At 53.1% G+C, this 25,196-nt stretch carries 18 protein-coding genes and 1 pseudogene; 11 read left to right on the forward strand and 8 right to left on the reverse strand.

Annotated elements, in window-relative coordinates:
- Positions 1-81: 81 nt before the first annotated feature.
- Together QEH53_RS02290 and QEH53_RS02295 are read right to left on the reverse strand one after the other, a co-directional pair.
- Positions 82-2,370 carry an FdhF/YdeP family oxidoreductase gene (locus tag QEH53_RS02290; protein WP_309021502.1) on the reverse strand — a complete coding sequence of 763 codons (2,289 nt, stop codon included), beginning with the start codon at positions 2,368-2,370 and terminating at the stop codon, positions 82-84.
- 13 nt (positions 2,371-2,383) lie between these two features.
- Positions 2,384-3,247: a formate dehydrogenase accessory sulfurtransferase FdhD gene (locus tag QEH53_RS02295; RefSeq protein WP_309021503.1), complete on the reverse strand. Its 864-nt coding sequence runs from the start codon at positions 3,245-3,247 to the stop codon at positions 2,384-2,386.
- Positions 3,248-3,372: 125 nt separating this feature from the next.
- Between QEH53_RS02295 and QEH53_RS02300 the strand changes: the two genes are divergently transcribed.
- A complete protein-coding gene (locus QEH53_RS02300) occupies positions 3,373-5,997 on the forward strand; it encodes a PQQ-dependent sugar dehydrogenase (RefSeq protein ID WP_309021504.1) in 2,625 nt (874 codons plus the stop codon).
- 12 nt (positions 5,998-6,009) lie between these two features.
- Here the strand turns inward: QEH53_RS02300 and QEH53_RS02305 are convergent.
- Positions 6,010-6,906: pseudogene (locus QEH53_RS02305) on the reverse strand (dienelactone hydrolase family protein).
- Between the two features lie 164 nt (positions 6,907-7,070).
- Here QEH53_RS02305 and QEH53_RS02315 point away from each other — a divergent pair.
- Both QEH53_RS02315 and QEH53_RS02320 read left to right on the forward strand, forming a co-directional pair.
- Complete coding sequence (locus QEH53_RS02315) at positions 7,071-7,763, forward strand: DUF1080 domain-containing protein (RefSeq protein WP_309021507.1); 693 nt, start codon at positions 7,071-7,073, stop codon at positions 7,761-7,763.
- A gap of 614 nt (positions 7,764-8,377) precedes the next feature.
- Complete coding sequence (locus QEH53_RS02320; RefSeq protein ID WP_309021508.1) at positions 8,378-8,617, forward strand: hypothetical protein; 240 nt, start codon at positions 8,378-8,380, stop codon at positions 8,615-8,617.
- A gap of 64 nt (positions 8,618-8,681) precedes the next feature.
- On the opposite strand, the gene QEH53_RS02325 is transcribed toward QEH53_RS02320, so the two are convergent.
- The 3 genes from QEH53_RS02325 to QEH53_RS02335 are packed head-to-tail and all read right to left on the reverse strand — an operon-like array spanning position 8,682 to position 11,533.
- A complete protein-coding gene (locus tag QEH53_RS02325; RefSeq protein WP_309021509.1) occupies positions 8,682-9,284 on the reverse strand; it encodes a hypothetical protein in 603 nt (200 codons plus the stop codon).
- 27 nt (positions 9,285-9,311) lie between these two features.
- Positions 9,312-10,403, reverse strand: a complete 1,092-nt coding sequence (gene aroB, locus QEH53_RS02330) for a 3-dehydroquinate synthase (RefSeq protein WP_309021510.1) — start codon at positions 10,401-10,403, stop codon at positions 9,312-9,314.
- Positions 10,404-10,429: 26 nt separating this feature from the next.
- Complete coding sequence (locus QEH53_RS02335; protein WP_309021511.1) at positions 10,430-11,533, reverse strand: hypothetical protein; 1,104 nt, start codon at positions 11,531-11,533, stop codon at positions 10,430-10,432.
- Between the two features lie 191 nt (positions 11,534-11,724).
- Here QEH53_RS02335 and QEH53_RS02340 point away from each other — a divergent pair, with 191 nt between their 5' ends.
- The 8 genes from QEH53_RS02340 (at position 11,725) to QEH53_RS02375 (ending at position 21,908) form a co-directional block, all read left to right on the forward strand.
- The gene (locus QEH53_RS02340) at positions 11,725-13,254 is read left to right on the forward strand and encodes a tetratricopeptide repeat protein (protein ID WP_309021512.1); all 1,530 of its coding nucleotides are present in this window, start codon (positions 11,725-11,727) and stop codon (positions 13,252-13,254) included.
- Between the two features lie 34 nt (positions 13,255-13,288).
- Positions 13,289-15,178, forward strand: coding sequence for a DNA primase (gene dnaG, locus QEH53_RS02345; RefSeq protein WP_309021513.1), 1,890 nt, complete (start codon positions 13,289-13,291; stop codon positions 15,176-15,178).
- A 21-nt stretch (positions 15,179-15,199) separates the two neighbouring features.
- Positions 15,200-16,930 carry an RNA polymerase sigma factor RpoD gene (rpoD, locus tag QEH53_RS02350; protein WP_309021514.1) on the forward strand — a complete coding sequence of 577 codons (1,731 nt, stop codon included), beginning with the start codon at positions 15,200-15,202 and terminating at the stop codon, positions 16,928-16,930.
- Between the two features lie 72 nt (positions 16,931-17,002).
- Entirely contained in the window at positions 17,003-17,266 is a 264-nt protein-coding gene (locus QEH53_RS02355; protein ID WP_309021515.1) for a twin-arginine translocase TatA/TatE family subunit, read from the forward strand.
- Between the two features lie 248 nt (positions 17,267-17,514).
- On the forward strand, positions 17,515-18,546 hold the full coding sequence (locus tag QEH53_RS02360; RefSeq protein WP_309021516.1) for a rod shape-determining protein: 1,032 nt from the start codon (positions 17,515-17,517) through the stop codon (positions 18,544-18,546).
- Positions 18,547-18,589: 43 nt separating this feature from the next.
- On the forward strand, positions 18,590-19,426 hold the full coding sequence (gene mreC / locus QEH53_RS02365) for a rod shape-determining protein MreC (RefSeq protein WP_309021517.1): 837 nt from the start codon (positions 18,590-18,592) through the stop codon (positions 19,424-19,426).
- On the forward strand, positions 19,423-19,959 hold the full coding sequence (locus QEH53_RS02370) for a hypothetical protein (RefSeq protein WP_309021518.1): 537 nt from the start codon (positions 19,423-19,425) through the stop codon (positions 19,957-19,959). Before mreC ends, QEH53_RS02370 begins: the two co-directional genes overlap by 4 nt.
- On the forward strand, positions 19,956-21,908 hold the full coding sequence (locus QEH53_RS02375) for a penicillin-binding transpeptidase domain-containing protein (RefSeq protein WP_309021519.1): 1,953 nt from the start codon (positions 19,956-19,958) through the stop codon (positions 21,906-21,908). Before QEH53_RS02370 ends, QEH53_RS02375 begins: the two co-directional genes overlap by 4 nt.
- On the opposite strand, the gene QEH53_RS02380 is transcribed toward QEH53_RS02375, so the two are convergent.
- Both QEH53_RS02380 and QEH53_RS02385 read right to left on the reverse strand, forming a co-directional pair.
- A complete protein-coding gene (locus tag QEH53_RS02380; RefSeq protein ID WP_309021520.1) occupies positions 21,883-24,087 on the reverse strand; it encodes a DUF3488 and transglutaminase-like domain-containing protein in 2,205 nt (734 codons plus the stop codon). The two genes, QEH53_RS02375 and QEH53_RS02380, sit on opposite strands and share 26 nt — an antisense overlap.
- Positions 24,062-25,192 carry a DUF58 domain-containing protein gene (locus QEH53_RS02385; RefSeq protein WP_309021521.1) on the reverse strand — a complete coding sequence of 377 codons (1,131 nt, stop codon included), beginning with the start codon at positions 25,190-25,192 and terminating at the stop codon, positions 24,062-24,064. Before QEH53_RS02385 ends, QEH53_RS02380 begins: the two co-directional genes overlap by 26 nt.
- Positions 25,193-25,196 lie beyond the last annotated feature (4 nt).

Raw genomic sequence — 25,196 nt, forward strand, 5'->3', positions numbered from 1 at the left:
AGGAGGCTCGATCAAAACTAAAACTCTAGCACCGCTATCAGCAATCGCGTATTAGGCTTTTATCGTCAGTTCGGCGGCTTTCTAGCGCTTGCGCAATTCCACTTGGATTGACTTGGACGCAGGTGTTTCGCTCCCTCTTGCGAAGTGGTCGATCGGCACTAGAGAATTTGCCTCCGGGAAATACATGGCGACGCACCCCTCCGGAATGTCGTAGGGGACCAGTCGATACAGTCTAGTGACGCGCACCTCTCCCCTAAAGAAGGAGTGCACATCGACTACATCGTCGCTCGCCAAGCCGAGCTGCTGCATATCATCAGGATTCAAGAATACAATACGCCGCTCACCCTTGATTCCCCTGTACCTATCGTCCATCCCATAAACGGTTGTATTGAATTGATCATGACTGCGGATCGTCATCAAAAGCAAACGACCTGCCTCCGCTCGCTCTATATCCAAATCGCTGGCAGCAAAGTTCGCTTTTTTCGTATCCGTTTCGAAACGACGATCCTTGGCTAGATTAGGCAAATAATACCCTCCCGGTTGCTTCGCTCGAGTGTTGTAGTTTTCAAAGCCAGGAACAACTCGCTCAATCGCAGATCGTATACGGGAATAGTCAGACTCGAATTGACCCCAATCTATTTCACTCCCTTTCACCTTAAGTACGCGACTTGCAATTCCGCAAATGATGGCAACCTCGCTCTTGAGGAGCGGAGAAGCAGGTTCGATCTGGCCGGACGACGAATGAACAATTCCCATCGAATTCTCTACGCTCACCCACTGCGAACCACTCGCCTGGATGTCCTTTTCCGAACGTCCTAGACACGGAAGAATCAAAGCCTGTTTTCCCGTGACGAGATGGGAACGATTCAACTTAGTAGAAACGTGCACCGTCAAACGGCAGTTTCGCAGGGCAGATGCTGTGTATTCAGTATCTGGTGTCGCTGAAAGAAAGTTACCGCCGAGCGCCATGAAAACACGTCCAGAATGAGCTTTCATATGACGTATCGCCTGTACCGCATTCAGCCCTGCCTCGCGCGGGCAATCGATTCCGAATTCCTTCTCCAGAGCATTGTAAAACCACTCCGGCATATGCTCGAAGATGCCCATTGTCCGATCGCCTTGCACGTTACTGTGCCCACGCACCGGACACAAGCCCGCACCTTTGATGCCGATTGCCCCTCGCAGCAGGTGCAGATTTGTTAAGTCACGTATCGTGGCCACTGCATTTCGGTGCTGCGTCAAGCCCATCGCCCAACAAGAAATAATCCGCTTCTTGCTAGCAATCGCTTCCGCAAGCTCGTTAACAACCGACATCTCCAGGCCGCAGGCATCAAGCAGAGTCTCCCAGGAGGTAGAGTTTAGCGAATCGCGATATTCAGAAAGACCCGCTGTGTGTTCATTGATGAAATCGCAATCAAGAGTCTCCCTTCCCGACTTCTCCATTTCGAGCAAACGTTTGCCAATCGCTTGAAACAAGGCTTGGTCGCCATTGGTACGGATTCGCACAAACGTGTCAGCGAGAGGTGTTTTCCCTCCGAGCACCTGCGAAACCCGCTGAGGGTGGCCAAACGCGACTAAACCCGCTTCTCGAAGTGGATTAATGGATACAATCCGAGCACCTTTTTCCTTCGCTTGCTGCAGCGTCGTAAGCATGCGCGGATGGTTGGTACCTGGGTTTTGGCCAATCACCAATATTAGCTCCGCTTCCCGTAAGTCTTCTAAGGTCACGGTTCCCTTTCCCACTCCGATCGATTGCTTCAGAGCAAGTCCGCTCGACTCGTGGCACATGTTCGAACAATCAGGAAGATTGTTCGTACCGAAAGCGCGCACAAAGAGCTGGTAAAGAAAAGCTGCCTCATTGCTGGCTCGCCCAGATGTGTAGAAGATGGCCTCGTCCGGATCCGCAAGATCGTTCAGCTCGTTCGCGATGAACTGGAACGCATCGTCCCACGAAATCGGCTCGTAATGCTTAGCCCCTTCGCGCAGCAGCATGGGTTCGGTCAAACGGCCTTGTTGGTCGTGCCAAAAGTCACTTTTATCGGCAAGTTCCGCAACCGAATGCTTGGCGAAAAAGGCCGACTTGATACGTTTCGCGGTGGTCTCGCTGGCAACCGCTTTGGCTCCATTCTCGCAGAACTCGAAGGTACTGCGATGCCCGTCCGGATCCGGCCACGCGCAGCTGGGACAATCGAAACCGCCTTTCTGGTTTAGCTTCGTCAACGCTTCCTTCGCCCGCCCTACGCCCGCTTTCCCAATCGCGTGCCGCATCGCGTGATAGACCGCGCTGGCTCCACCGGCTTTGTCTGCTGGACTCGATACACTGAGCTTTTCGAACCTTTCTGGAGTGTTTTCGTTAGGGGTACTCGACATAGATAATCAATTTCTAATCGGAAAAGTGAATACGGTACGGAGCGCTGTAGACATTGAAACGCTCACCTCGCAAAAATCCGACCAAAGTTACGTTAAACAGATTTGCGAGCTCCACCGCAAAGCTGGACGGAGCGCCAATGCTCACCAGAAAGGGACAACCGCAAGCAAGTGCTTTTTGCATCAAGTCGTAGCCGAGACGCCCGCTGAAGAGAATCGCTTGCTCCTCCCAGGGCAGAGAATCACCGCGCAGCCAGGCTCCCGTTAGCTTATCCATAGCATTGTGACGCCCTATGTCTTCTGCCAGCGCGATCAACCCACCATCCGCTCCGATACGGGCGGCCGCGTGCAATCCGCCCGTCCGCTGAAAATCGGACTGGAGCTGGAGCAATTTCAGGGGCAGCGCCTTAACTGCCTCTTCGGATAAACGAACTCCCTCTCTATCGTGGAACCGATCTTCGCGAGCGATCCGCAGGGATTCGAGAGCGCTTTTGCCGCAGGCACCGCAGGCCGAACTGATCGGGAAAGCCCGAGAATGCCGCCCTTCCTCCAAGGTCGCGCTTTCGGTCACACGCACCATCGCCCGCCAAGCTGGCATAGTTGCACCCTTCGCCTGAGTGAATCGAATATCGACCACCTCAGTCGCTGAGGTAATGATCCCTTCATTGTACAGCATCCCTAGGACCAAAGCCTCGTCATCACCCGGAGTTCGGAACGCAACCCCTAAAGGCAGTGTCGTCTTACTATTTCGCACAGCCACTTCCAATGGCTCTTCCACAGTCAATCGATCGTCCTCCGGGGAAGCCTTCCCTTCGGCGATACGTAGAATTCGAGAACGGACCGTCGCCGTTCCCTTTGCAGAAATGTCGTTCTTAGGCACAATAAAGTCTCTGCCCCAATCGCAGGCAAGTCACCCTTTATCCAGCTCATGGTGAAGCGTCTCGCAAACAAATTCACTTTCTACCGTAAGAGCCCCGCTCAAAGCCGTCTATCAATTGGAGAAACATGGACTTATCCAACTCAAAACATCTAGCCTTAATCGCTCTGGCAGTCGCCTTTCTCGCCAGCATCGCTCCTGGACAACGTGTCACCAACGACACCCTGAATTTCCCATCTTCCTTTACTACGGGTGACTATGAGCTCGATGAGCTCCTAAGCGTAACCTCCATTCTAGCCATAGCCAGCCCCGACGACGGATCCGGCAACGTATTTCTCGCGGAGCGCCAGGGCCGCATTACCATCGTCACAAACTTGGAAAATGGGGAAACAGCCCCCTCGCCGTTTCTCGACATAAGCTCCCGCGTGACCTCAAATTCAGAGAATGGCCTCCTCGGATTAGCCTTCCACCCGCAATACGAAACGAACGGCTATTTCTACGTATTCTACACCACCAATGCCAGCGGACAAGCCACAGACCGCGTATCGCGTTTCACCCGCTCGCAAAACGACCCTCTGCTGGCTGACAACGAGTCCGAGTTCGTACTCTTCGACCAGCGCGATGAAGCTGGTAACCATAACGGCGGTGCCATCCATTTCGGACTCGACGGCTACCTTTACGTTGCCCTCGGCGACGAGGGAGGCGGCGGAGACAATTTCCGCAATGGCCAACGTATCGACAAGGACCTCTTCGCCGGACTCCTACGCTTGGATGTCGACAAGAAGCCTGCGAACGTCGAGCCAACCAATCACCCCGCCATCCCGCGTAACAACGATGATGTAGCTCCCTTTAGCATCCCTCTCGACAACCCGCTCGTAAGCCATTGGCAAGACGCTGGAGCCAACCGCGATTCGGATCTCCGCCTTGAGTTCTACGCCATCGGGCTTCGCAATCCATGGCACTTCGACATTGACCCGCTTACCGGCGATATTTGGCTCTCAGACGTCGGTCAAAGCTCATACGAGGAAATCAACCTCATCGAGAAAGGTGGCAACTATGGTTGGCCCAATCGCGAGGGAGCTCACAATTACAGCCAGAACCGAGACGTTCCTCCAGAATTCGGAGCGTTGATTGATCCAGTTTTTGAATACGGTCGAGAACTCGGGTCAACCGTTTCAGGTGGAGTCGTCTACCGAGGTGCCACCTTTCCTGAGCTTTATGGAGCTTACATTTTTTCCGAGTTCTTCTTTAACCATGCGTGGGCGATCCAATGGGATGAGCAGTCCTCCAATTACCAGACAACTCGGATTGGATCCTTCTCCAGCGTATCCGCCTACGGACGCGATCCGCAAAGCGGCGAGCTGCTCGCCGGAAATATCATGGGCGGCCTAGGAATATTGACACGGACCGACGCCGACAGCGATCCCACCTTTCCGGAAACGCTCAGCGAAACAGGGGCGTTTACCGACTTGGCGGCACTCCAGCCAGAAGCCGGAATCTACTCCTACGAGCCAAACCTGCCCTTCTGGTCTGACCATGCGGTGAAAACCCGTTGGGTTTCGATCCCCGGAGCCGAACAAATACGGTACGCTCAAGACGGAAATTGGAGTTTCCCGGAAGGATCAATTTGGATCAAGCACTTCGAACTTGAAACGGAACGCGGAAACCCCGACACTCGCAAACGCATAGAGACGCGATTTCTCGTCAAGACCAACGCCGGGGCCTACGGTCTCAGCTACCAATGGAACGAAATGGAAACCGAGGCTTCTCTCGTTCCACCCGAAGGGTCAAGTATCGAAATTCCGGTGACAGTCGACGGACAGGTCATCTCCCAAACTTGGCAAATTCCTTCCCGCCAACAATGTCTTGGCTGCCACACCCCGGCCGCTGGATATGCCCTTAGCTTCAACACTCGCCAACTCAATACGCTCGGGACCCACGAGGGCCAGGCTGAGAACACTCTGGCCTACTTTTCTCGACTCGGAGTTTTGGATACAAACATTGCGAGCACCCAAGAACTTCCGCGCTACTACGAGCCGGAAGAGGAGTCGGCCACTCTTGAAGAACGCGCCCGCTCGTATCTAGCAGTCAATTGCGTATCCTGCCACCAACCCAATGGAGGGACACCCTCCTCTTGGGACGCCCGCCCGCACATCTCCTTGGATGCGACCGGACTCATCAACGGAATTCCAGCCAACAACGGCGGTGATTCCGAGAAACGCCTATTCGTCCCAGGTTCGCCCGAAAACTCCGTCCTGCTCGATCGTATGGCCGCCCGAGATGGTTTTAGGCGCATGCCGCCCTTCGGAAACAATCTGACCGACCCAGCCGGGCTGAGCTTACTTACTCGATGGATAGCGAGTCATGGAGCGGAAACCCTATTCCAAGAATGGCAAGCTTTGCACTTTTCTAGCACCACCGCGCCCAAGGCTGCCTCGAATGCCGACCCAGACGGCGATGGAAACAGCAACCGACTAGAATTCCTCACCGATACCCTTCCGCTAGACCCAATGAGCAAATGGACTCCTCAATTCACTCGAGACCAAGATGCCCTTACGGTGCGCTTTTCCCTCATTCCCGGCCGGAGCTTCGTAATCCAAAAAAGCGCCGATCTCAGCACCTGGAGCGATTGGGAAGCAGACGGAAATTCACCCCAAGCCGCTTCGGAGCAAACCGTAGACGCTCTCGTCAGAGGGAGCCTGCTCAACGATCAGGACGAACAATCGTTCTACCGCGTTACGGTCGAAGAGTAACAACGGGTTTATTTAGGAACGCTCTAAATGCTTGGCGAAAAAGTCCAAGGTCCGCTGCCAGGCAAGTTCCGCTGCGTCCTCGTCGAAGCGGGGCGTAGTGTCGTTGTGGAAGCCATGATTGGCCCCCTCGTAAAAGTAGGCTTCGTACTCCACATCGTTAGCCTTGAGAGCCTCCTCGTAATCAGGCCATCCAGCGTTCACGCGTTCGTCCAAGCCGCCGTAGTGGAGTTGCACAGCCGCCTTGATATTGGCAGTTTCTTCAGCGGTCGGTTGGCCTCCGTAGTAAGGGACCGCCGCTTTGATCAAATCGGGGAGATGAACCGCCAAACGATTCGACATCCAACCACCGAAGCAGAAACCGACCACGCCGATGTTACCATTACAGGCCTCGTGAGCAGCGAAGTACTTCGCTCCAGCGATAAAATCCTTCACAATCAAACCCCGATCCAGCTCGCGCTGCATTACTCGACCTTCGTCGTCAGTGCCTGGATAGCCGCCCAACGGCCAAAGAGCATCCGGCCCGAAAGCCACGTAGCCCGCTTTGCCGAGTCTTCGCACTACGTCCTCGACATAAGGGTTCAAACCGCGATTTTCGTGCACCACCAATACTCCCGGCAGCTTACCGTCAGCTAGCTTCGGCTTCACCAAATATCCACGCATCTCTCCGTTGCCTTCGGGCGAATCGTAAGCTTCGTATCCAGTATCCAATGACGTATATTCAGGATCGACCTACTGAGCGAAAGTATAGTTCGGGCTCAAGCTATCCAAAATTCCCGCCACGGTAAGACCTCCGATGGCGTACTTGCTCGCCTCCTTGACGAAAAACCGTCGATCGACCAAACCGTGAACGTATTGATCGAAGAGGTTAAGAAGACCTTGGTCAAAATCAGAGGCTTTTTTACGTTTCATAGAGCGAGGACCGTTGAGGTTAAATGAACTACGCCAGTGAGACGAAATCCGAGCTACATCCATTGCGCAACGATTCGCTAATTTGCCGGTCCCTATTGATAAGTGCCACAAGCCCTTGCCAGCTTGCAACGAACAGCTAAGATAATCTCCACCCGACAATTATCATGATTACACGAACCCTATCCTACTTGATTCTCACCCTTTTCCTCGCCAATTCCGCCGCTGCTCAAGACGACTGGACCTATCTCTTCAAGGACACGGACTTAAACGAATTCTACTTCGACTTCCTCGAAGAAACGGAGCCTGAGGATGTCTTCGAAATAACAGCTGACGGCACGCTCGTAATCAAAGGTGAAGACCAGCCTGAGGGGTACATCCAAACCTTGGACGAGTACGAAGACTACGAGATCAAATTCGAATATCGCTGGCCGGACGAGCCCGGGAAAAGCGGTATTCAAATTCACAGTACGTCAGATACCGCCCACAGCATTTGGCCAGAAAGTATTGAAATCCAACTGGAGCCCGATCACTCAGGCGACTTCTGGGTTCTGAACAATACGATCGACGTCGAGGAAGAACAAATGCCCGATAAAGCAGCTGAGCGAAATCGCCGTATCAGACTCACCCCAAAACCCGAACCCCGCGAATTCGGAAAACCCAAGAAGGATCTCGAGAAAGAGCCTGACGAGTGGAATGCCATGCACATCGTGACCAAAGGCGACACAATCAAGGTTTACCTCAACGACAAACTGGTTAACGAAGGCAAAAACGCTTCCGCCACATCCGGGTTCATCACGATACAAGCTGAGGAGTCAAATATCGAGATTCGTAACTTTCGCCTCCGCGAGCTCGAATAACAGCAAGCAGGAAGGACGAGGCTCTTTCTCCTGAAACCCGCAGGCCTACTGGCGACTAAGACCAAAAAAAACGGGCGGCTGTACCGCTCGATTGACGCCATCCTCCCCTCGTTGCTTCACCAGCAGAGCCAGGCGCCGCGCCGCATATCTAGCATCTGTATCCAAGCTTACTCAGGTCGCTGAGTCAACGAGGACCGAGCCCTCGCAAGAGGATATTGGAGCGGCTCTGATCAAAGGCGTTTCACTGATCGAACTCCAGTGACCGAGAAGCGGGTCGCGAGGATCAGATACGAGAAGACCGGGGCGGTCCCACATCCGCCCCGGCCAAGCAACGACTCAGTTTTGGAACTAAAATCAGAGGAAAAATTACTTTCGTCCTGCTTTCGTTTCCTGTCCGCTCATTTGATTGAGCGTGCCAAAAGAATACCAAATCCGGACAAATTCCACAATCCGTGAAGGATACTCTTTTTCCTGTGTCTTTCCGCAAAATCGCTAAGTTCAATCCGCAAAACCGGCTGTGCGCGGTCAATATTCGCTGAAACGAGCACTTTCCGCCGCCAAATACACAAAATGGGTGGACACAGAGAGTTCTCCGACTACCAATTTCCTCCGTTATGTCCAAAGTGCTTAAAATAACGCCAAAAACAATCGCCTTCGACGTAGTCCTCGTCGCCATCGTATGGGCTCTCTTCGCTCTCTGGTTTAAGCCACACGTCCCTAGCGAAGACGCATTAATCATCAACCTCATCGCCGGCTTCACCGCGCTTCCCGCGGCAGGCACTTTCTACTTTTGCTTGCAGATGTTCAAGGTGACTCTAGCCCACCAACGCAAGCTGAACGCCGAGAAAAAATAGTCGGCAAGCGACTATGAGACTTTCTTAAACCGGTTCCTCTCGAGGTACCGGTTTTTTCGTTTCCCTACCCTAGCAGATTCATCTGCGAGTCTTTAATCAGGTCGAAATTTTTCAGAACTCGCAGGGTTTGAAGTAGGTCCGACTTCTCGTAGATTTGCTTCGTATCCACGCGATCAATTAAGTCGAGGGCCATCGACTTAAAAGAGATGATCCCATCCACACCTTTTTCCTTTAGTAGCTCGACGCACTGCGAACGGTGGGGCTCTTGGGTCGGAAAGACGGGAGCTACTAATATATTCTTCGGTGGCGTTTTGGTGCCGAAGCTCACCGCTGGATCGTAGGCGAACCATTTGTCGGCCTTTTTGAAAACGTAGGTTTCCAGATGCTTCAGGATTTCCGCCCCGCCCGTCATGCTAGCCAACGCCGCCTTGTCGCTAAACCATCCCCTCACGCAAATGATCGCGCTTTCGAGATAACGAAGCTCGCTCGAGAAAAGCAGGAAGTTCGGATCGCGGCTACCTTCCACAAAAACCATGTTGCGCACGTAGAGGTCGAGCCCTTCGTCGATTCCTTTTTTCGTCTGAGCTCGCGACTTTCGGAGAGGACGCACCAGAAAACCGTTCTGCTCGAAGTATTCACTAACAATCGCTTCTTCGACGCTTTGCATGGTTTTATGGATTTCAGAAGAGTTAGATCACGAGGCGCCACATTCACGCCAAATCGCTTCGATCATCGCCATATCTGCCGACTCGATTGTCTCAGCTTGGCCGATACGCTTCATGATTACGAAGCGAATAACTCCAGCCTTCACCTTCTTGTCCAAGCGCATCGCCGAGAGCAGCTTGTCAGCCGGGAGCGGCGAATTGAGCTTTGTGGGCAATCGATGCCCCGAAACCACTTTTCGGATACGTTCAACGTCGGTAGACGAAATAAAACCTAGGCGCTCGCTTAAAATCGCAGCAGCTACCAGACCTATGCCAATCGCTTCCCCGTGCAGGTACTGGCCGTAGCCAGCCACGTTTTCCACGGCATGTCCGAAAGTATGGCCAAGATTCAACAAAGCTCGTCCGCCACTGGCGGCGGTTTCCTTTTCGTCCGCATTCACGACCGCAGCCTTGATCTTGCAATTCCACTCGACCACTGACCCAAGCCTCTCGTCGTCGGGCCCGCCTATCGGGGACGCTTCCAGAAGCTCGAACAATTCCAAATCCTGCAGCATCCCGTGTTTGATCACTTCAGCCATGCCTGAAGCAAACTCCCGCGGGGGCATCGTCTTAAGCATATCTATATCTGAATACACCGCGATCGGTTGATGGAAGGCCCCGACCAAGTTCTTGCCAGCAGAAATGTTTATGCCCGTTTTGCCACCGACCGAGCTGTCGACCATTGCCAACAAAGTCGTTGGCACTTGGATGAAACGCACACCCCGCAGATACGAGGCCGCCGCATAGCCAGCGAGGTCACCGACCACACCGCCGCCCACTGCGAGCACCACGCCGCCGCGGTCTAGCTTCTGCGCCGCAAGAAAGTCTAGCACCTCACCGAAGTGAGCGACGCTCTTACTCGTCTCACCTGCTGGAACAGTGAACACAGCCACCTTCTCGCCTAAGGCCTCGAACCAAGCTGCTTGCGCCTCGCGAACATTGCTGTCTGTGACGGCAGCTACTAGAGCTCCATTGGATATCAGTCCTTCTATCTCTTCTATGAGTTGACCGCCCAGGGAGCGACCGACATGGATCGGATAGGTGGACAGGGACGTTTCTACGATTACCTGTTTTGTGGGCACGGCGTATTCAAAAATCTGATAAGTGGCTAGTTAGCCCGAATCAGGTCCATTAACGCTATGTCTCTATCGCCCAATCCGAGCTGCTCGGAAAACTCAAGGATCTTCATCTGTTCGGGCAAGGGAGCAAACCCATTTTTCGAGCGATGCCGGTTGATCCGCTCCGCCATAAGCGAATCGAGCATTACTGGGTTGTCGCTGAGCAATACGTACGGCTCGGAAACCGTATAAAGAGAATTGAAAATCGGACCACCAATGTACTGGTAGCGCTCGAGGCTAACAATGTTGAGCTGCCATGTTTCGCGAAGCTCGGGAATAGCTCCCATTTCAGCTACCGCGACTGGGGCGTTGGCGGGACTGTTGAGGAATCGCGTCGTGTTGCTGGCGTTCCACAGGGTCGCATTCATCAAAGCACCGTTCACGCCGAGAACTGGATGGTCCGAGTAGCACGGGAGGTTGATCCAAAAGTCGACCTCGTGGAGAAGCGGCACCGGCAGATAGCTTTTTCTAGCCAACTCATCTTCATCCTTCGCCGGAAAAGGATTTTCGCTCGCTACATCGATCCAGTACTTGGCTGACTTGGCAGGTAGGGGGCTATCATAGAACCATTTCTCATGGTAGTACTGCCCCGAATCGAGCGAGCGTACAAAAACTTGGTGGAAGTCGTAAGCTCGCTTGCTCAGCGGAGGCAAAAAGCCCGAATCTCGCAGCTTTATCGCGTTCATGCCGATGATGAAAATCTCGTTGCGCACAAACCCTCTTTTTTCCAAAGCGAGCACCACCGCTTCCACTAACGGTTCCGGGGTACTCAATCCAGGTCCGGAATCGCTGTAGACCTTCAGTCCGACTCGCCCTTTTTCACCTTTCTGCAGCTTTTTGTCGTTCGCTTGCTCGAAGAGGTTGATCATGTCTTCGACCGCATCCGAGTAGTGGGCCAAGTCAAAATCGCTCAGCCTGTACTCGAAAACGCGATTCGATGGCGGGGCAGGTGCCTCAGCGAATAGATCCAGCTGATCTTGGGCTCGGAGCGTTTCAATGGATCCGACGAGCAGAACGATCAACGCCGCAACAATCTCGAAGCGCAGAATTCGGCGCAGGAGAAACGAGGGAAAGATGGGGAATGCTTTAGTCACTTGAGGCAAAACATGTTGGTAGAACGGAGGGAGACTGCGATTGATTCCAGGCAGGATCAATTAGGAACTCGCAGATCGCTGACACCAAAAGCAAATAAAAGTTGTCAAAAATCGGCACGCCTCACTACAACCTTGGTTGATTGTATCGTTATTCCCGTAGTCCACCCTATTCCAGACCGTCTCTCTTCTCAATGTGCATCACTCACAAGTCGCTCGTACGAGCGCTGATCCTTCTTTCTATAGCCGGCCTCGCCACAGTCATCAGCGGCTGTGCCAGCCGGGAGGAGCGTATCCAGTCGGTTCAAGCAGATGCGAACGAGGCGCTCTTTGAGGACCGGTCCGACCTCGCCATCGAAATTTTGAGCGAAGGACTCGATTCCTTTCCCGATTCCAACGAACTCCGCATCGCTCTCGCTCGAGCGCTGCAAAATGCCGGCAATCTCGAGGAGGCTGCTGCCTTGCTTGAAGAGGCGATCGAGCTGGATCCCGAAGCCGATCAGCTTTGGGTAAAGATCGGCGAGATTCGCTCTACCCTTGGCCAAAGCCAAGCCGCAGTAACCGCCTTCGAAGCCTATCTCAAAAACCACGCGGGAGATTTTCTCGCCTGGAAGACGGTTGCCCTCGAGAACGAAAAGCTCGGCAAACTTACCGACGCAATCAAGGCCGCCAGCAAATGGAACGAAATTACACCCTCCTCCCAACCCGCCCTCAAACTTGGTCAACTCTTCCTCGCCAGTCGCAATAACGCCCAAGCCCGCTCATGGTTCAGCCAAGCCGCAGCCTATGGCGACGATGGAGCCTCTAAGGAAGCTCTCGCCGAACTCATCAAGCTCGAGACCTCCCTCAAGCAATTTCAGCAAGCAACCACTTGGCTGACCCAGTACGGGCAACGCTACGGTTCAGACTTCAGCGATCCACGTATCCAAGAATCGAAGACGGTACTAGACAGTTGGGACCGGGCCCGCCGCGAAATCGCCGCCGCAGCCGCCGAGCTGGAAAAAGAACGCGATGAGCTCGAGGCCCAACAATTCACAGATGAAGAGCCGCAAGAACCCCGACAACTAGTCCAACTTTCTGACTCGATCGGCATCCAACGACCTCCAGAGTCGGTTGAAGAGACGGCAGCGACTAACCCCACCGAGAACAGTCAGTCAACTGCAGCAAGACCCCCGATTGCTCTCTTCGACGACGACGAATACGAGTCTCAAGTCGAAAATGGGCTTCCAGACTCCACCGGCTCGGCTGATGAGACCGAAGCGTTGGAGCTCAGCCCTTACGATCAAGCGGTTTCCGCCTTCGAAGCTGGCAGCTACGACGAAGCAATCGGGCTGTTCTGGGAACTGCTCGGTAGTAACGACAACGACCCGCAGCTCTGGTACCGCCTCTCGTTAGCATATTTCGCCCAACGTAATTGGTACGACGCGGAGAACACGATTCTCCAAGCGAGGAGCCGAGCCCCACGCTCCGAGGTTATAGCAAACCAGTATTTGCTGACCATCGCCAATACCCAGAACACCACGCAAGTCTTGGAGGAAATCAAGGCTTTGCGACTCCTCTTCCCCCGCAGCCCAGCCATCGCGTTAACCCTCGCTCAAACCCTTCGCAACGCAAACGCTCCACGCTCTATCGTGACCGCTGCGTACCGAGATTTCATGTCGATCGCCCCACGCGGAGCCACTGGCTACAAAGAAGCGAAACAGTACTTGCAAAACGGCAACTGATAAGGATCCTGCGCGCAGCCTCGTCGGGCCCCTCATGCCAGCCATCAAACCCAGCAGTATCCGCGATCTCAAGGACCGCATCAATATTTACGATGTCGTCTCCCGCGAGGTCACGCTGAAAAAAGCGGGTGCGGATTACAAGGGGCTCAGTCCTTTCAACAATGAGAAGACGCCTTCCTTCTACGTTTCTCCGGATAAGGGCTTCTACAAGTGTTTCAGTTCCGGCAATTCCGGCGATGCAATTGCGTTCGTCATGGAAACGGAACGCCTAACCTTCACTGAAGCAGTCGAAGCGCTCGCGAAACGCTTCAACTTCGAACTCGAGTACGAACAAGGCAACAGTCGAGCTCGGGAGGAACGAAGCCTTCGTCAGGAACTTTTCGAAATCCACGAGCTGGCGACAGACTTTTTTCGCGAACAGTTTTTGGCGGCCGACAAGGCTGGAGAATGGATACGCAAGTACTGGGTTGACGGCCGCAAGTTTTCCTTGGACATCGCCGAGGAATTCAAAATCGGCTTTGCCCCAATCAATAGCGTCGCCCTTGGCGAACGAGCAGTCAAAAAAGGGTTCTCAAAAGAGGCCATGGAGGCATGCGGTCTATTCTACGCGAAGCGCGGAATCGACCCGCATCGCATGGGCTATCGTTTTCGCGGGCGCTTGATGATACCGATTCGTGACCACCAAGGGCGCGTCACCGCTTTCACCGCCCGTCAGCTCGAAGTCACTCCCAAAGACGATCCCAGTCACGAGGCGAAATACATCAACTCCCCCGAAACTCCGATCTTCCATAAAGGCAACCTGCTCTTCAACCTCGATCGCGCTCGCATGGAGGTGAAACCGGAAACGCCATTCGTCATGGTCGAAGGCCAACTCGATGCAATACGTTGCTGGTCAGTGGGCATCACCACCTCAGTAGCTCCTCAAGGTACCGGCATTACTGAATCCCAGCTGCGATTGCTCAAACGTTACGAATCACGGCTGGTCGTGCTGCTCGACGGAGACTCCGCAGGACAAAAAGCCGCCCTTCGCATGCTCCCGCTCGCCCTCGCTCAAGGCGTCGAAGCAGCATTTATCCCACTCACCGACAAGGAAGACCCCGACGACATATTTCGCGAAGGTGGACGCGAGGCGCTTGACCAATTACTCAAACGCGAACTCCAACCCATCCCGTTCGCTTGCAGAGCCCACATGCCGCCCGGCGAACGCCTAACTCCTCAAAGTAAGGCCAAGGCCATTCGCGAAGTCTTCTCCATTATAGAACAGTCAGATTCCGAGGCGACCAAGATCGAGTTCGTAAAACAAGCGGCAGAAGCTTTCGAATTGGACGAGGACGCTACTATTTCGGATTTCCAACGGTTCTCCGGTCAACAGGTTCGGCAGCAACGCCCCACCCCACCTCCACCTTTGGCACAGTCTGCAACTCCACAATCTCAACAAATTGCGTCCCCTAGCGAACCAAAGCGTGCAAACAGGGTCTATTCCGTGGAGCATGACCTACTCGCTCTTTGCATGTTGGAGTCAGACCTCGGGAACCAAGTCGCCCATTTGGTTGACCCCGACTGGATAGACGCCACACTTCCGGCAGGGAAATTGCTCAACTTCGTTTTGAACGAATTCCTCCACGATATGTGGAATGGGCCCGATTCGCTTAACGAACACTTAGAGAGCGCCGAAGAAAGAACGCTCGCCTCCTCGATTTACTTCGAGGCCAAACAACAAGAAAACCCAGAACGATTTGCCAACGAAGCTCTCAAGCGTTTGGTCGTCAAGTTCGTAGATCGAAAGAGCAAGGAAATAAAACTTGAAATCGGTAGAAAACAGGCAACCAATGACGACCCCGCCGCTAGTGCCCTCCTCGGAGAACTATTTGCATTAAACCAACTGAAGCATAAACCGCCTCAGCTTGGTTCTTTATTTTCATAAGACAGCACCAGACCCAGCAACATGCCACGCAAGAAGAAAAGCGAAGAAGAGAAAAAGCCTAGCCTTAGCAAGCATCAGGTAAACGAGCGAATCCGCTACCTGATCCGTCAGTCCAAGGAGCAAGGCTACCTCACGCACGGCGACATCAACGAAGCTCTCCCGGAAGGCGTCGACAGTCAGGACGACATCGACAACGTAATCTCCATTCTGCAAAACCTCGAAATCGACATTCTCGACCCCGAGGAAGTGGACAATTTCAAGGCCAAGCAGGAGGAAGCGGAAGAGGAGCAAACCAAGGCGAGTCAGCACGATATTCTAGACGACCCCGTTCGCATGTACCTCAAGCAGATGGGCCAAGTGCCTCTGCTCACACGCGAACAGGAAGTCGAAATCTCCAAGCGCATCGAAAACGCGGAGCAAAAAGCCCAGGAAGAGCTCTTCTCGGTGGGTATGATGGCAGAGTTCACCATCGACCTCGCAGAAAAGCTCCTCAATCGCGAAGAGCGTTTCGACCGCATCGTCATCGATAAGAAAATCGAAAACCGCGAAACGTTCTTCAATGATCTTCCGATCCACGTAGACAAGAGCCAGAAGACCTACGGCCGCATGATGGCCACTTGGGAGGAGCTCCAAGAGGAAACAGACGCGGAAAAGAAGAAGAAAATTCGTTCCCGCTTCCGTAAACAGGAAAACACCCTCCGCGCCTTTTTCCCAAAGTTCTTCTTTAAACTTAAGGTATTCGAAGAATATATCGACGAAACCATCAGCAAGGATCTGAGCCGGATCAACTCGATTTATCGCAAACTCGAACGCTCCAAGAAACCAAAAAGCACTGCGGACACCCATATCAAGACCGAGCCGCTTCACGAGGAACTCGAAGCTTACCACAACACCTACCGCCTCGAGCCAGACAAGCTGCTCGAACTCATCGCGGAGGTTCGCAGGCACCTAAAGGCAGCCCACAAGGCCAAGACCGAGATGGTCGAAGCCAACCTTCGCCTGGTAATATCCATCGCCAAGAAATATACCAACCGCGGCCTATCCTTCCTCGATCTCATACAAGAAGGTAACATGGGCCTCATGAAGGCCGTGGAAAAGTTCGAGTACCGCCGAGGCTACAAATTTTCCACCTACGCAACGTGGTGGATCCGCCAAGCGATCACTCGCTCCATCGCGGACCAAGCCCGTACCATCCGCATCCCGGTCCATATGATCGAAACCTTGAACAAGGTGATGCAGGTGCAGAAGCAGCTTCTCCAAGAGTACGGTCACGAACCGACTCCAGAAGAAGTGGCGGAAGAAATGGCCCTTCCGGTCGAGCGCGTCCAGACCATCATGAAGATGGCTCAGCAACCGATCTCACTACAGAGCCCAGTGGGCGATGGCGACGACACCAACTTCGGCGACTTCATCGAAGACAAGTCGGCCGAAAACCCGTACGACCAAACCGCCTTCAGCCTTCTCCGCGAGAAGATCATCGACGTCCTCGACTCTCTAACCGAGCGCGAGCGGCGGGTCCTCTCGCTTCGATTCGGTCTCGTAGACGGCTACAGCCGTACCCTAGAAGAGGTGGGCAAGCAATTCAAGGTGACCCGCGAACGCATTCGCCAAATCGAGGCCAAAGCGCTTCGTAAGATGCGTCACCCAACCCGTATCCGCCAGCTGCACGGTTTCTTCGAGAACGAGCAATTCGACGGACCAAACACGTTCCTTTCTGGCGCCGAAGAAGGCGGCAAGGACGAAAAGAAGTAGCCAACTTCGCCATCAGGTCCCTCTGCTAATTGGCTTTACAAGGGGGGGCTCTAACGATTCAAACACTTTTAGATGCAAGCAAGTAACGCAGTACTCGGATTTATGAATATGGGCTGGCCGGAGATCACGATCGTGATCGTAATCTTCATCCTGCTCTTCGGTGCGAAGAAGCTCCCTGAGCTCGCTCGCGGAGTTGGCAAATCAATCAAGGAATTCAAGAAGGCCACCAGCAATATCGAAGAAGAGGTGCGCAACGCGATAGAGGAGGAACCCAAAGCGAGCGCTCCCAAGCCATCAGTGGAAAAGGAAAAACAAAAATCCACCACGGAAAGCTAGGCCACCCTGTCGTCTCCGATTCTCAAATACATTTTCAAGCCAGTCCCTTTCGCAGGCGACTGGCTTTTTCTCGCCTGCAACCCAGCTTCAAACTCTGCCCTGCAAGGCAGAAAAGCCGCAAATCCGGTCCTCCAAGCTCTCAATCGACAGCTAGAAATAAAAGCTTCCAGCTACAAATTTGCATTTGCCTAGCTACGCGTTTAAACACTTGCTTCGAAAGGTCCTTTTATTGAGCATCTTAGCTATCCATGTGGCGTAAACTTCTCGGTCTCTTCTCTAACGACATCGGTATCGACTTAGGAACAGCGAACACCTTGGTCTACTCCAAAGACAAAGGTATCGTTCTCCGAGAGCCGAGTGTGGTCGCAATACACAGCGCGACGCGACGCGTTCTCGCGGTTGGTAACGAAGCGAAGAAGATGCTCGGACGTACTCCGGGCAACATCACCGCCATCCGCCCGATGAAGGACGGCGTCATTGCCGATTTCGACATTACGGAAGCCATGCTGCGCTACTTCATAAAGAAAGTGCAGACTGCTAAGATCATCCCGCCTCGCGTGGTGATCGCGATTCCATCTGGAATCACCGAAGTTGAAAAGCGGGCCGTTAAGGAATCCGCCACACACGCTGGAGCTCGCGAGGTAATGCTTCTCGAAGAACCAATGGCCGCAGCAATCGGTGTTGGCCTGCCAGTGGAAGAACCCGCCGCTAACATGATCGTTGATATCGGCGGCGGTACCACCGAAGTGGCTATCATCTCCTTGGCCGGTGTCGTTTATGCAAAGAGTATCCGCGTTGGCGGCGACGAGCTCGACGCGGCAATTATCAATTACATGAAGCGAGCATACAACCTCCTCATCGGCGAGCGTACCGGCGAAGAGATCAAGCTTCGTATCGGCTCCGCAAACACACTCGACGAAGAAATGACGATCGAGGTCAAAGGACGAGACTCAGTGGCCGGTCTCCCCAAAACCATCATGATCTCGTCCCAGGAAATTCGCGAAGCATTGGCCGACACTGTGAGTGCTATCGTGGAAGCGGTTCGCAGTGCCCTTGAACGCTGCCCTCCCGAACTTTCAGCTGACCTCGTCGATCGCGGTTTCGTCCTCGCGGGTGGCGGCGCTCTTCTCCGCGGTATCGACCGTCTTCTCTGCGAGCGTACCGGATTGCCTGTCACTATCGCTGACGATCCCCTGTCAGCCGTAGCAAACGGAACCGGTGCAGTATTGGCCGAACTAAACGACCTGCTTCCCTACGTCACAAGCAATGCGAAGGACTAGGGCCGCTGGATCTCGCATAACACCCTAAGCTAAGGATTGAGCCTTGTACAGAAAGAGACTCGGTCAATTCAAACCCATCATAGTCCTTGGCGTAGCTACCATGGCTTGGCTGATGCTTCCCGTGTTCATCAAGTCGATCGCCAAGACAAGCTTCTACGAATTCCAAGCTCCCGTTTCGTTGACCAGTTCCTATGTTCGCGACCTTCAGGATTTTTGGGCCGCCCGGACGAAATCAAAAAACGAGCTTTACGAAGCTGGGCAAGGGCTCGCTAGGCTCAATGCCGCATACGAACTAACTGCCCTCGAAAACAATACCTTGAGAGACGAAATCTCTCGCTTGGAAAACCTGTTGCAGCTCCCGTCTCGACCCGATTACCAGTACGAAATTGCGCGCGTAGTTGAGCGCGATTTCAACGCTTGGTGGCAACGCATCATTATACGCAAAGGCAGAGACTACGGCATACCTGTGGGAGCTCCCGTCGTATTCGTAGGGGGCGTTGTAGGTCGCGTGAGCGAAGTGCACGCCTATACCTCTGTTGTCGATATCATTAGTAACAGCCACTTACGGCTCGCAGTGGTGATAGGGGGAGACAATCGCCCCATGAGCTATCGAGGCGGAGGAGCGGAATCCTTCGCCACACCAGTTGGCATAGCCGAGTTCATCCCAGTCGATATTCAAATTTCGGATACAAATGACCTGCCTACACTTGTAACCTCCGGCATGGGAGGCGTCTATCCCGCGGGGATCAGAGTAGGAGAGATACGTCGCCTCAAACAGGGAGCGGGCGGCATGTTCTACGACGGAGAGGTTCTTCTAGACGAACGGCTGGCCTCGCTCACCGAAGTAGCCGTGATGATTCAAATTCCACCTGAGCGATGATTAGCTTTTCGAACTATCGTTGGCTTCTAGTTGCCGCTGGACACTACATCACCCTCTTCTTCCTGACCCAAGCGAACTACTATCTTTCATCAACTGGGATCCAGTTATTTGCGCTTGGTATGCTCATCTCGTTCAGCGCCTTAGAGCTTAACTACAAGCAAGGGATGCTTTCCATTGTCCCGGTCACCCTTTTCATCGACAGCAAACTACCGCTACCGTTCGGCTTCACCCTCATAGCGAGTATTACTCTGTTTACTATAGCCCACGTGCTTCGCTCCCGAGTCAGGCGAAAGGTCACCAGCTCCGCCCTCGCCACTTCTATCCTTCTCAATCTGGCCTCATTCGCCGCTTACACTTTTGGCGCTATTCGGTATCTTGGAGCCGAGGGAATTCACTTTGGTCCACTCGCATTGAACCTTTTCGCCAGCACGCTTGTCGTCGTCTTAATCAACCGATTTTTCTTCGATATGCAAATCGGAGCCTTGTCGATTTTCGGAATTAATCTAGCGGAGGAACAGCGGGAAGCACGATGAATGCTGAGGAAAAGATGAAGTATCAGGGGCGATTGCTCCTGTTCTATGGTCTCCTAGCGCTGATGATCTCTACCTTACTCGGCACAGTGGGCTATCGACAACTCATCGAGACCGATTTCTTTTCCGAGCGCGTAAAAGTCCAAAACCACAGACGCATCGTAACCCCGGCGCCGCGGGGCAATATTTACGATAGAGAGGGTCGGCTGCTAGTCGGTAACAAACCGAAATTTTCCGCTGTTGTTTACCTCTCGGATGCTGGCGTTCGAAGCGCTTTCCGAAACGAGTACCGCATTCTTGTTCGAGATTACCGCGAAAGAAATGAGGACTACAGAACTGGCAGGCTGCAAAAGCAGGCTCGTGCGAATGTGATCCAAACCTACTTAGACGACGTTAACCGGATGCTCGGTCGCGAGGACAAGGTAGACATCGAAAAGGTCTCGACGCACCTTAACTACAATCCGCTGCTACCCTTTCCTATCATAGACGACATTACACGCGAGGAATTCGCTGTATTGCTGGAGTCCCTACCCGTCCAATCTCCAGTCCAAGTTTATGTATCCAACCAACGGAACTATCCCTACGAGTCCACCGCATCGCATACGCTCGGTTACGTTTCGTCGACCGTATTGACGCCCGATGAGGGACTTCCGGGTGAAGACTTAACGACCTTCGCCGAAAAAGGGACCTTCGGACGCTCCGGCGTCGAAAAGCAATTTGACGATATCTTGCAAGGAGAAATGGGAATGGAAATTTGGGTCGTCGACCCGTACGGTTTCCAGGTGGAAAGCCAAGAGCGCCGCTATCCTACAAAGGGCAATGACATCCAGTTGTCCCTAGACATCGACATTCAAAACGCTGCTGAGAACGCGTTTTGGTACTACGACCAAAGCGAGGGCAAAGACAAAGAGAACATAGGAGCGGCCGTTATGCTCGATGCGAGCACACTCGAGGTTCTCGCCATGGTGAGCAAGCCCGACTACGACCTCAACGATACGACGCCCTTCATCAGCAACGAAACCTACGAGAAGATGAAGGAGAACAGTGGCCTGCAAAACAGAGCCATCCAAGGCGTTTACCCACCGGGCTCACCTTTCAAGCTGCTAACATCGGCCGCGGCCATGAAAGCGAACATCATCTCTGCTGATACCGCACACTACTGTCCCGGTTACTACCGCTTCTCCAGTGGTGCCGTCCAGCGATGTTGGAAGCAGACCGGACACCAGGAGGAAATCCTGTGGGAAGCGATTCGAGATAGCTGCAACGTCTATTTCTACCTCACTGGATTGGATACAGGTGTCGATATAATCAGCAACGAGGCAACCTACTGGGGGCTCGCCAATCGCACCGGCATAGATTTGCCACACGAAACCGGTTCCATGCGAGTCGGCACCAAGGAATACAAACGGAAGATCACAGGCCAAGCTTGGTACGCTGGCGACGACACGAACCTCGCGATCGGTCAAGGGTTCACGCGTTTAACGCCCCTCCAAATGGCTGTTTTCGCTGCAAGCGTTGGCCGCAACGAAGTAGTCTCAACTCCCAGTATCCTTCGCCTTAGCCCTCAACAGGTCGCTCAACGCCCCCCACCCAAAGCTACTGGGCTGACCAAAGACCAACATCAAATACTGTTGAACGGCATGATCGCATCAGCGCAGATGGGAAGTAGTCAAAGGATTAAAGTCGATGGTCTTTCGATCGCTGCCAAGACCGGCACTGCAGAGGTTGCAAAGGATGGGGGAAAAATCGAACTAGCCTGGATCGTGGCTTTTGCGCCGGTTGAAAATCCTCAGGTTTCGCTCGCAGTTATCATCGAAGGACAAACCCTCAATGAAAACTTTTTCGGCGGAGTACACGCCGCTCCTATCGCACGAGCGATGCTGGAAGCTTACACCTCCAAAAACCCCGACGCACTCACTCCTCCGCCTACCGCAACCGCCGCGCTTCCTTGAAAACCAGCCGAGCGTTCGGCCAGCTTTCCTTAGCTCCGAACCTCAAGCGTTGAAGATCGGCAACCACTTTCTCGAATCGCTCCCTATCTCTTACGGTCCGAGCGGTTAGATTGCCCAGAAGCTTACTCGCTTTTCGGCGAATGGGGTCCCCCCGCCTAAAAGGGGCGAGAATCAACTCCTTGACGTTTAGCGTCATATTTCTCTGTATCATGAAAGCCGATACAAGTATCGCACCCAAGAACACCATGTACAGAATACGCCAGAAGCCCCACGGAGACATGACCCAAAAGTACATATAGTCTCCCGCGTTCTTCGCCCACCGCTCTGCCACAGCGATATACGCGAGGAAGAAATCTTTCAATTGAATCGCTGCTTCCTTTTGGGCGGTCTCGTCAAAGTTTACGATGCGGCGATACCAGAGCAGCCTCAAGCTGTCGAGAAAGGCGGAAGAATCAGCCTCGCCGTAACGTTGACTGACTAACTCAGTCATAGGGTTTAAGACTGGAGCTTCCGACCCAGGTGTAGGGTCGACCCGTATCCAATTTCCGGCACCATCGTATATCTCTGCCCAAGCATGGGCGTCAGCATTCCTCACCATGAAGTACTTTTCGTACGGGTTCCAAGTCCCACCTTTGAATCCCACGACAACTCGAGCAGGATGGCCTGCAGCACGGGCCGTCAGAACAAAGGAAGAAGCGAAAAACTCGCAATGTCCAGGCAGGTCTGAGCTGAACCAGCGAGCAACCGGATCCTTCATATCCTCAACCGGAGGCAGGTTGACTGACATTGAATAACTGTGGTCCTTTCCCAAATACTGCACGGCTCGTAGAGCGAAGTCCAGCGGAGGCAAGCGTTTGCCTTCCGAGATTTCCACAGCAGCCTTTCTAAAAACCGATGCAGCTTGCGATTCCCCGGGTAGAGATAACAAAGTTTCAGGATATCTGACCTTGTTCCTCTGAGGCTCATCCATGAAGGAATCTGTCAGAAATTTCGGGTACGAGTTTGCAGACACATCCGGAACAACTCCGGTAAAGTTGATCGCCTCCAACTGATAGGAAATCATTTTGGAATTTGTTTCCTTCAGGGCAATCGAATGCATGTGCGGGCCGATCGAGATATCCGTCAAGCTTGATACCGTCATGTGCTTGAACGTTCCCAAGATCGGAAGGTAGCGACTCACCTCAGGCTCGAGAAAGAAAGTCCAGCGGTCTCGATCCAACTTCGTCGGCGATTGCGCGAACCGCCGATCCGGCCAGTAGCGAATAGCATGATACGGCGACGCCAAAGGGCTGTCCTGCAAGGCCTTGAGATTCTCGGAAAGCTTGAAAGATCCGGCATTGTATTCATCTAGGGCTAGCATTCTCCAATAGGGTGTCAGCGGAACGGATGCATTGTCCGGAACATCTACACGAAGGGCGACGCTGTCGTCGTTCTTGATGTTCGTAACTTCACCAAGCTTTATGCTATCGCTAAATCCAGAGAGCGACTCCTTGGACTTCATCTTGAAGAGGCTTACCTTGTCTTCGATATCTATGCGAGGAATGGCGATGAAAACGATCGCAGCGACAAATATCATCGATGAAAACATCGAGGTTCCTAGAAAGATAATTCGAGTGGAGAACACTGATCGCAGCGCTCTCAACAAGTAAATCTGTTGCGATTTACGCATCTCTTCCAGCATCTCATAATCACCTTCCGCTTTCGTTTCGATCGATGTATTTATAACAAGATAGGAGATCGCCAGAGCTGAAAATATTAGTAACTGAAATCCAAATACAAGCGTCGCCGTAAGAATACCAGTCATGATGATAAGGAACAGGCACAAAAGCGCTAGCTGCATTTCCTCACGTCGCTTGTTGTGGTTAAGACAACGAAACAGAATCAACCAAGTATTAAGATCGAGCAGAGCCGGGATGGTGTCTTTCGCTAGAACATCGATCAAGACTAGCGGTACGATCGCGATCGCATAGCCTTTCCACACGATCTGCGGCACGCGAGCAATCCATGCCGGCTTGATCAAAGCGAGTATCACCACCGAAGTTGCCACCAAAGCCGGTATCTTGCTGTGGCCACTGATGTTGAACAAAGTCGTGATGCACACCAAGCCCATCAACGCCCCGAGCATCCATTTCAATGTGAGGAGATCCTCTAGACTATGCCTGTCCAACCTGGATTTCATTCACAAAAGCTCCTACGCTTCCACCCGATATAGGTTGAAAGCAGATTCGATTAACTCCACCAAACTCTTTGTATCCATATTCCAAATCGGAAGGTACTAATTCCGCTAACGCATCGAAGAACGCTTCCAGGTCCGAAACACGCTGAATACGAATGCTCGGTCCACCTACTACAAAGCAGCTATCAAGCTTGCCTTCCAAAAATAGATCTTCCGCGAGGCTCGAAGCAAAGGAGCACATTTTTTCGAAAGACTCATCGCTCTTCCAAAGGTAAGAAGCTGGGTCAACCATGATGTCGAAAAGCGACTGGGTTTCGGTTGCGTTTTGCTTAACGATGAGACGTCCTTGCTTTGCGGATACCTTCCAATGAATTGAGCGCTGCGCATCGCCTTTTTCGTAGTGGCGCAATCCGATCAATTCACCCGAGATACCTTGCTTCTTGCTGCTGCGACCTTGCAGTAATCCCGTTAATTCTGGACTACGGTAGCGCGTGTAGGCGATCCTCTTCGGCCAAACACGAATCTCCGCCTCACAGTCTCCTGGGAGGAACTTGGACAAGAAACCAAAAGGGAAACTCGAAACCGCATTTTCGATCACGACAGTTGTTTTCGTCCTTCGAATCGGCTTGAAACGCCAAACTAGCACCATTTCTTCTCCTGGATCGAGACGTTCCTTCATGTATAAGCGCCGCTTTTCGTCAATCGCCTCCGTCCTCAAACCAAACGAAACGCAGAACAGTGGAAAGCGCTGACGGGCATTTTCTACTACGATCTTTGCTTGCCCTTCCTCTCCTACGCGAAAAGTCGAACTCGTCTCAAGACGCCAACGAGCGCAGAGCAGGTTTCCCCAACAAATCACACCACTCATGATTAACGCAGCGATCAGAAGCGCCAGAGCCGCGAACAAAATATTGTTTACGGTATTGTAGGCTGCGAGCCCGATTGTTAGCCCGATGAAGATGAGCAACATGCCTGACCCTGTCGGGATGACTTTGTGACCCTTCGGCGGGACAACGAGTTCGAAGAGCCTTCGCAGCAAAGAGCCCCTGCGGTTCGAAACCGCTGGCCCTTTCCAGTCAAAACGCTCTTCTGCTACAGGAGCTGCCATGGGC

Source organism: Pelagicoccus sp. SDUM812002, from assembly GCF_031127835.1.
Taxonomy (GTDB): Bacteria; Verrucomicrobiota; Verrucomicrobiia; order Opitutales; family Opitutaceae; genus Pelagicoccus.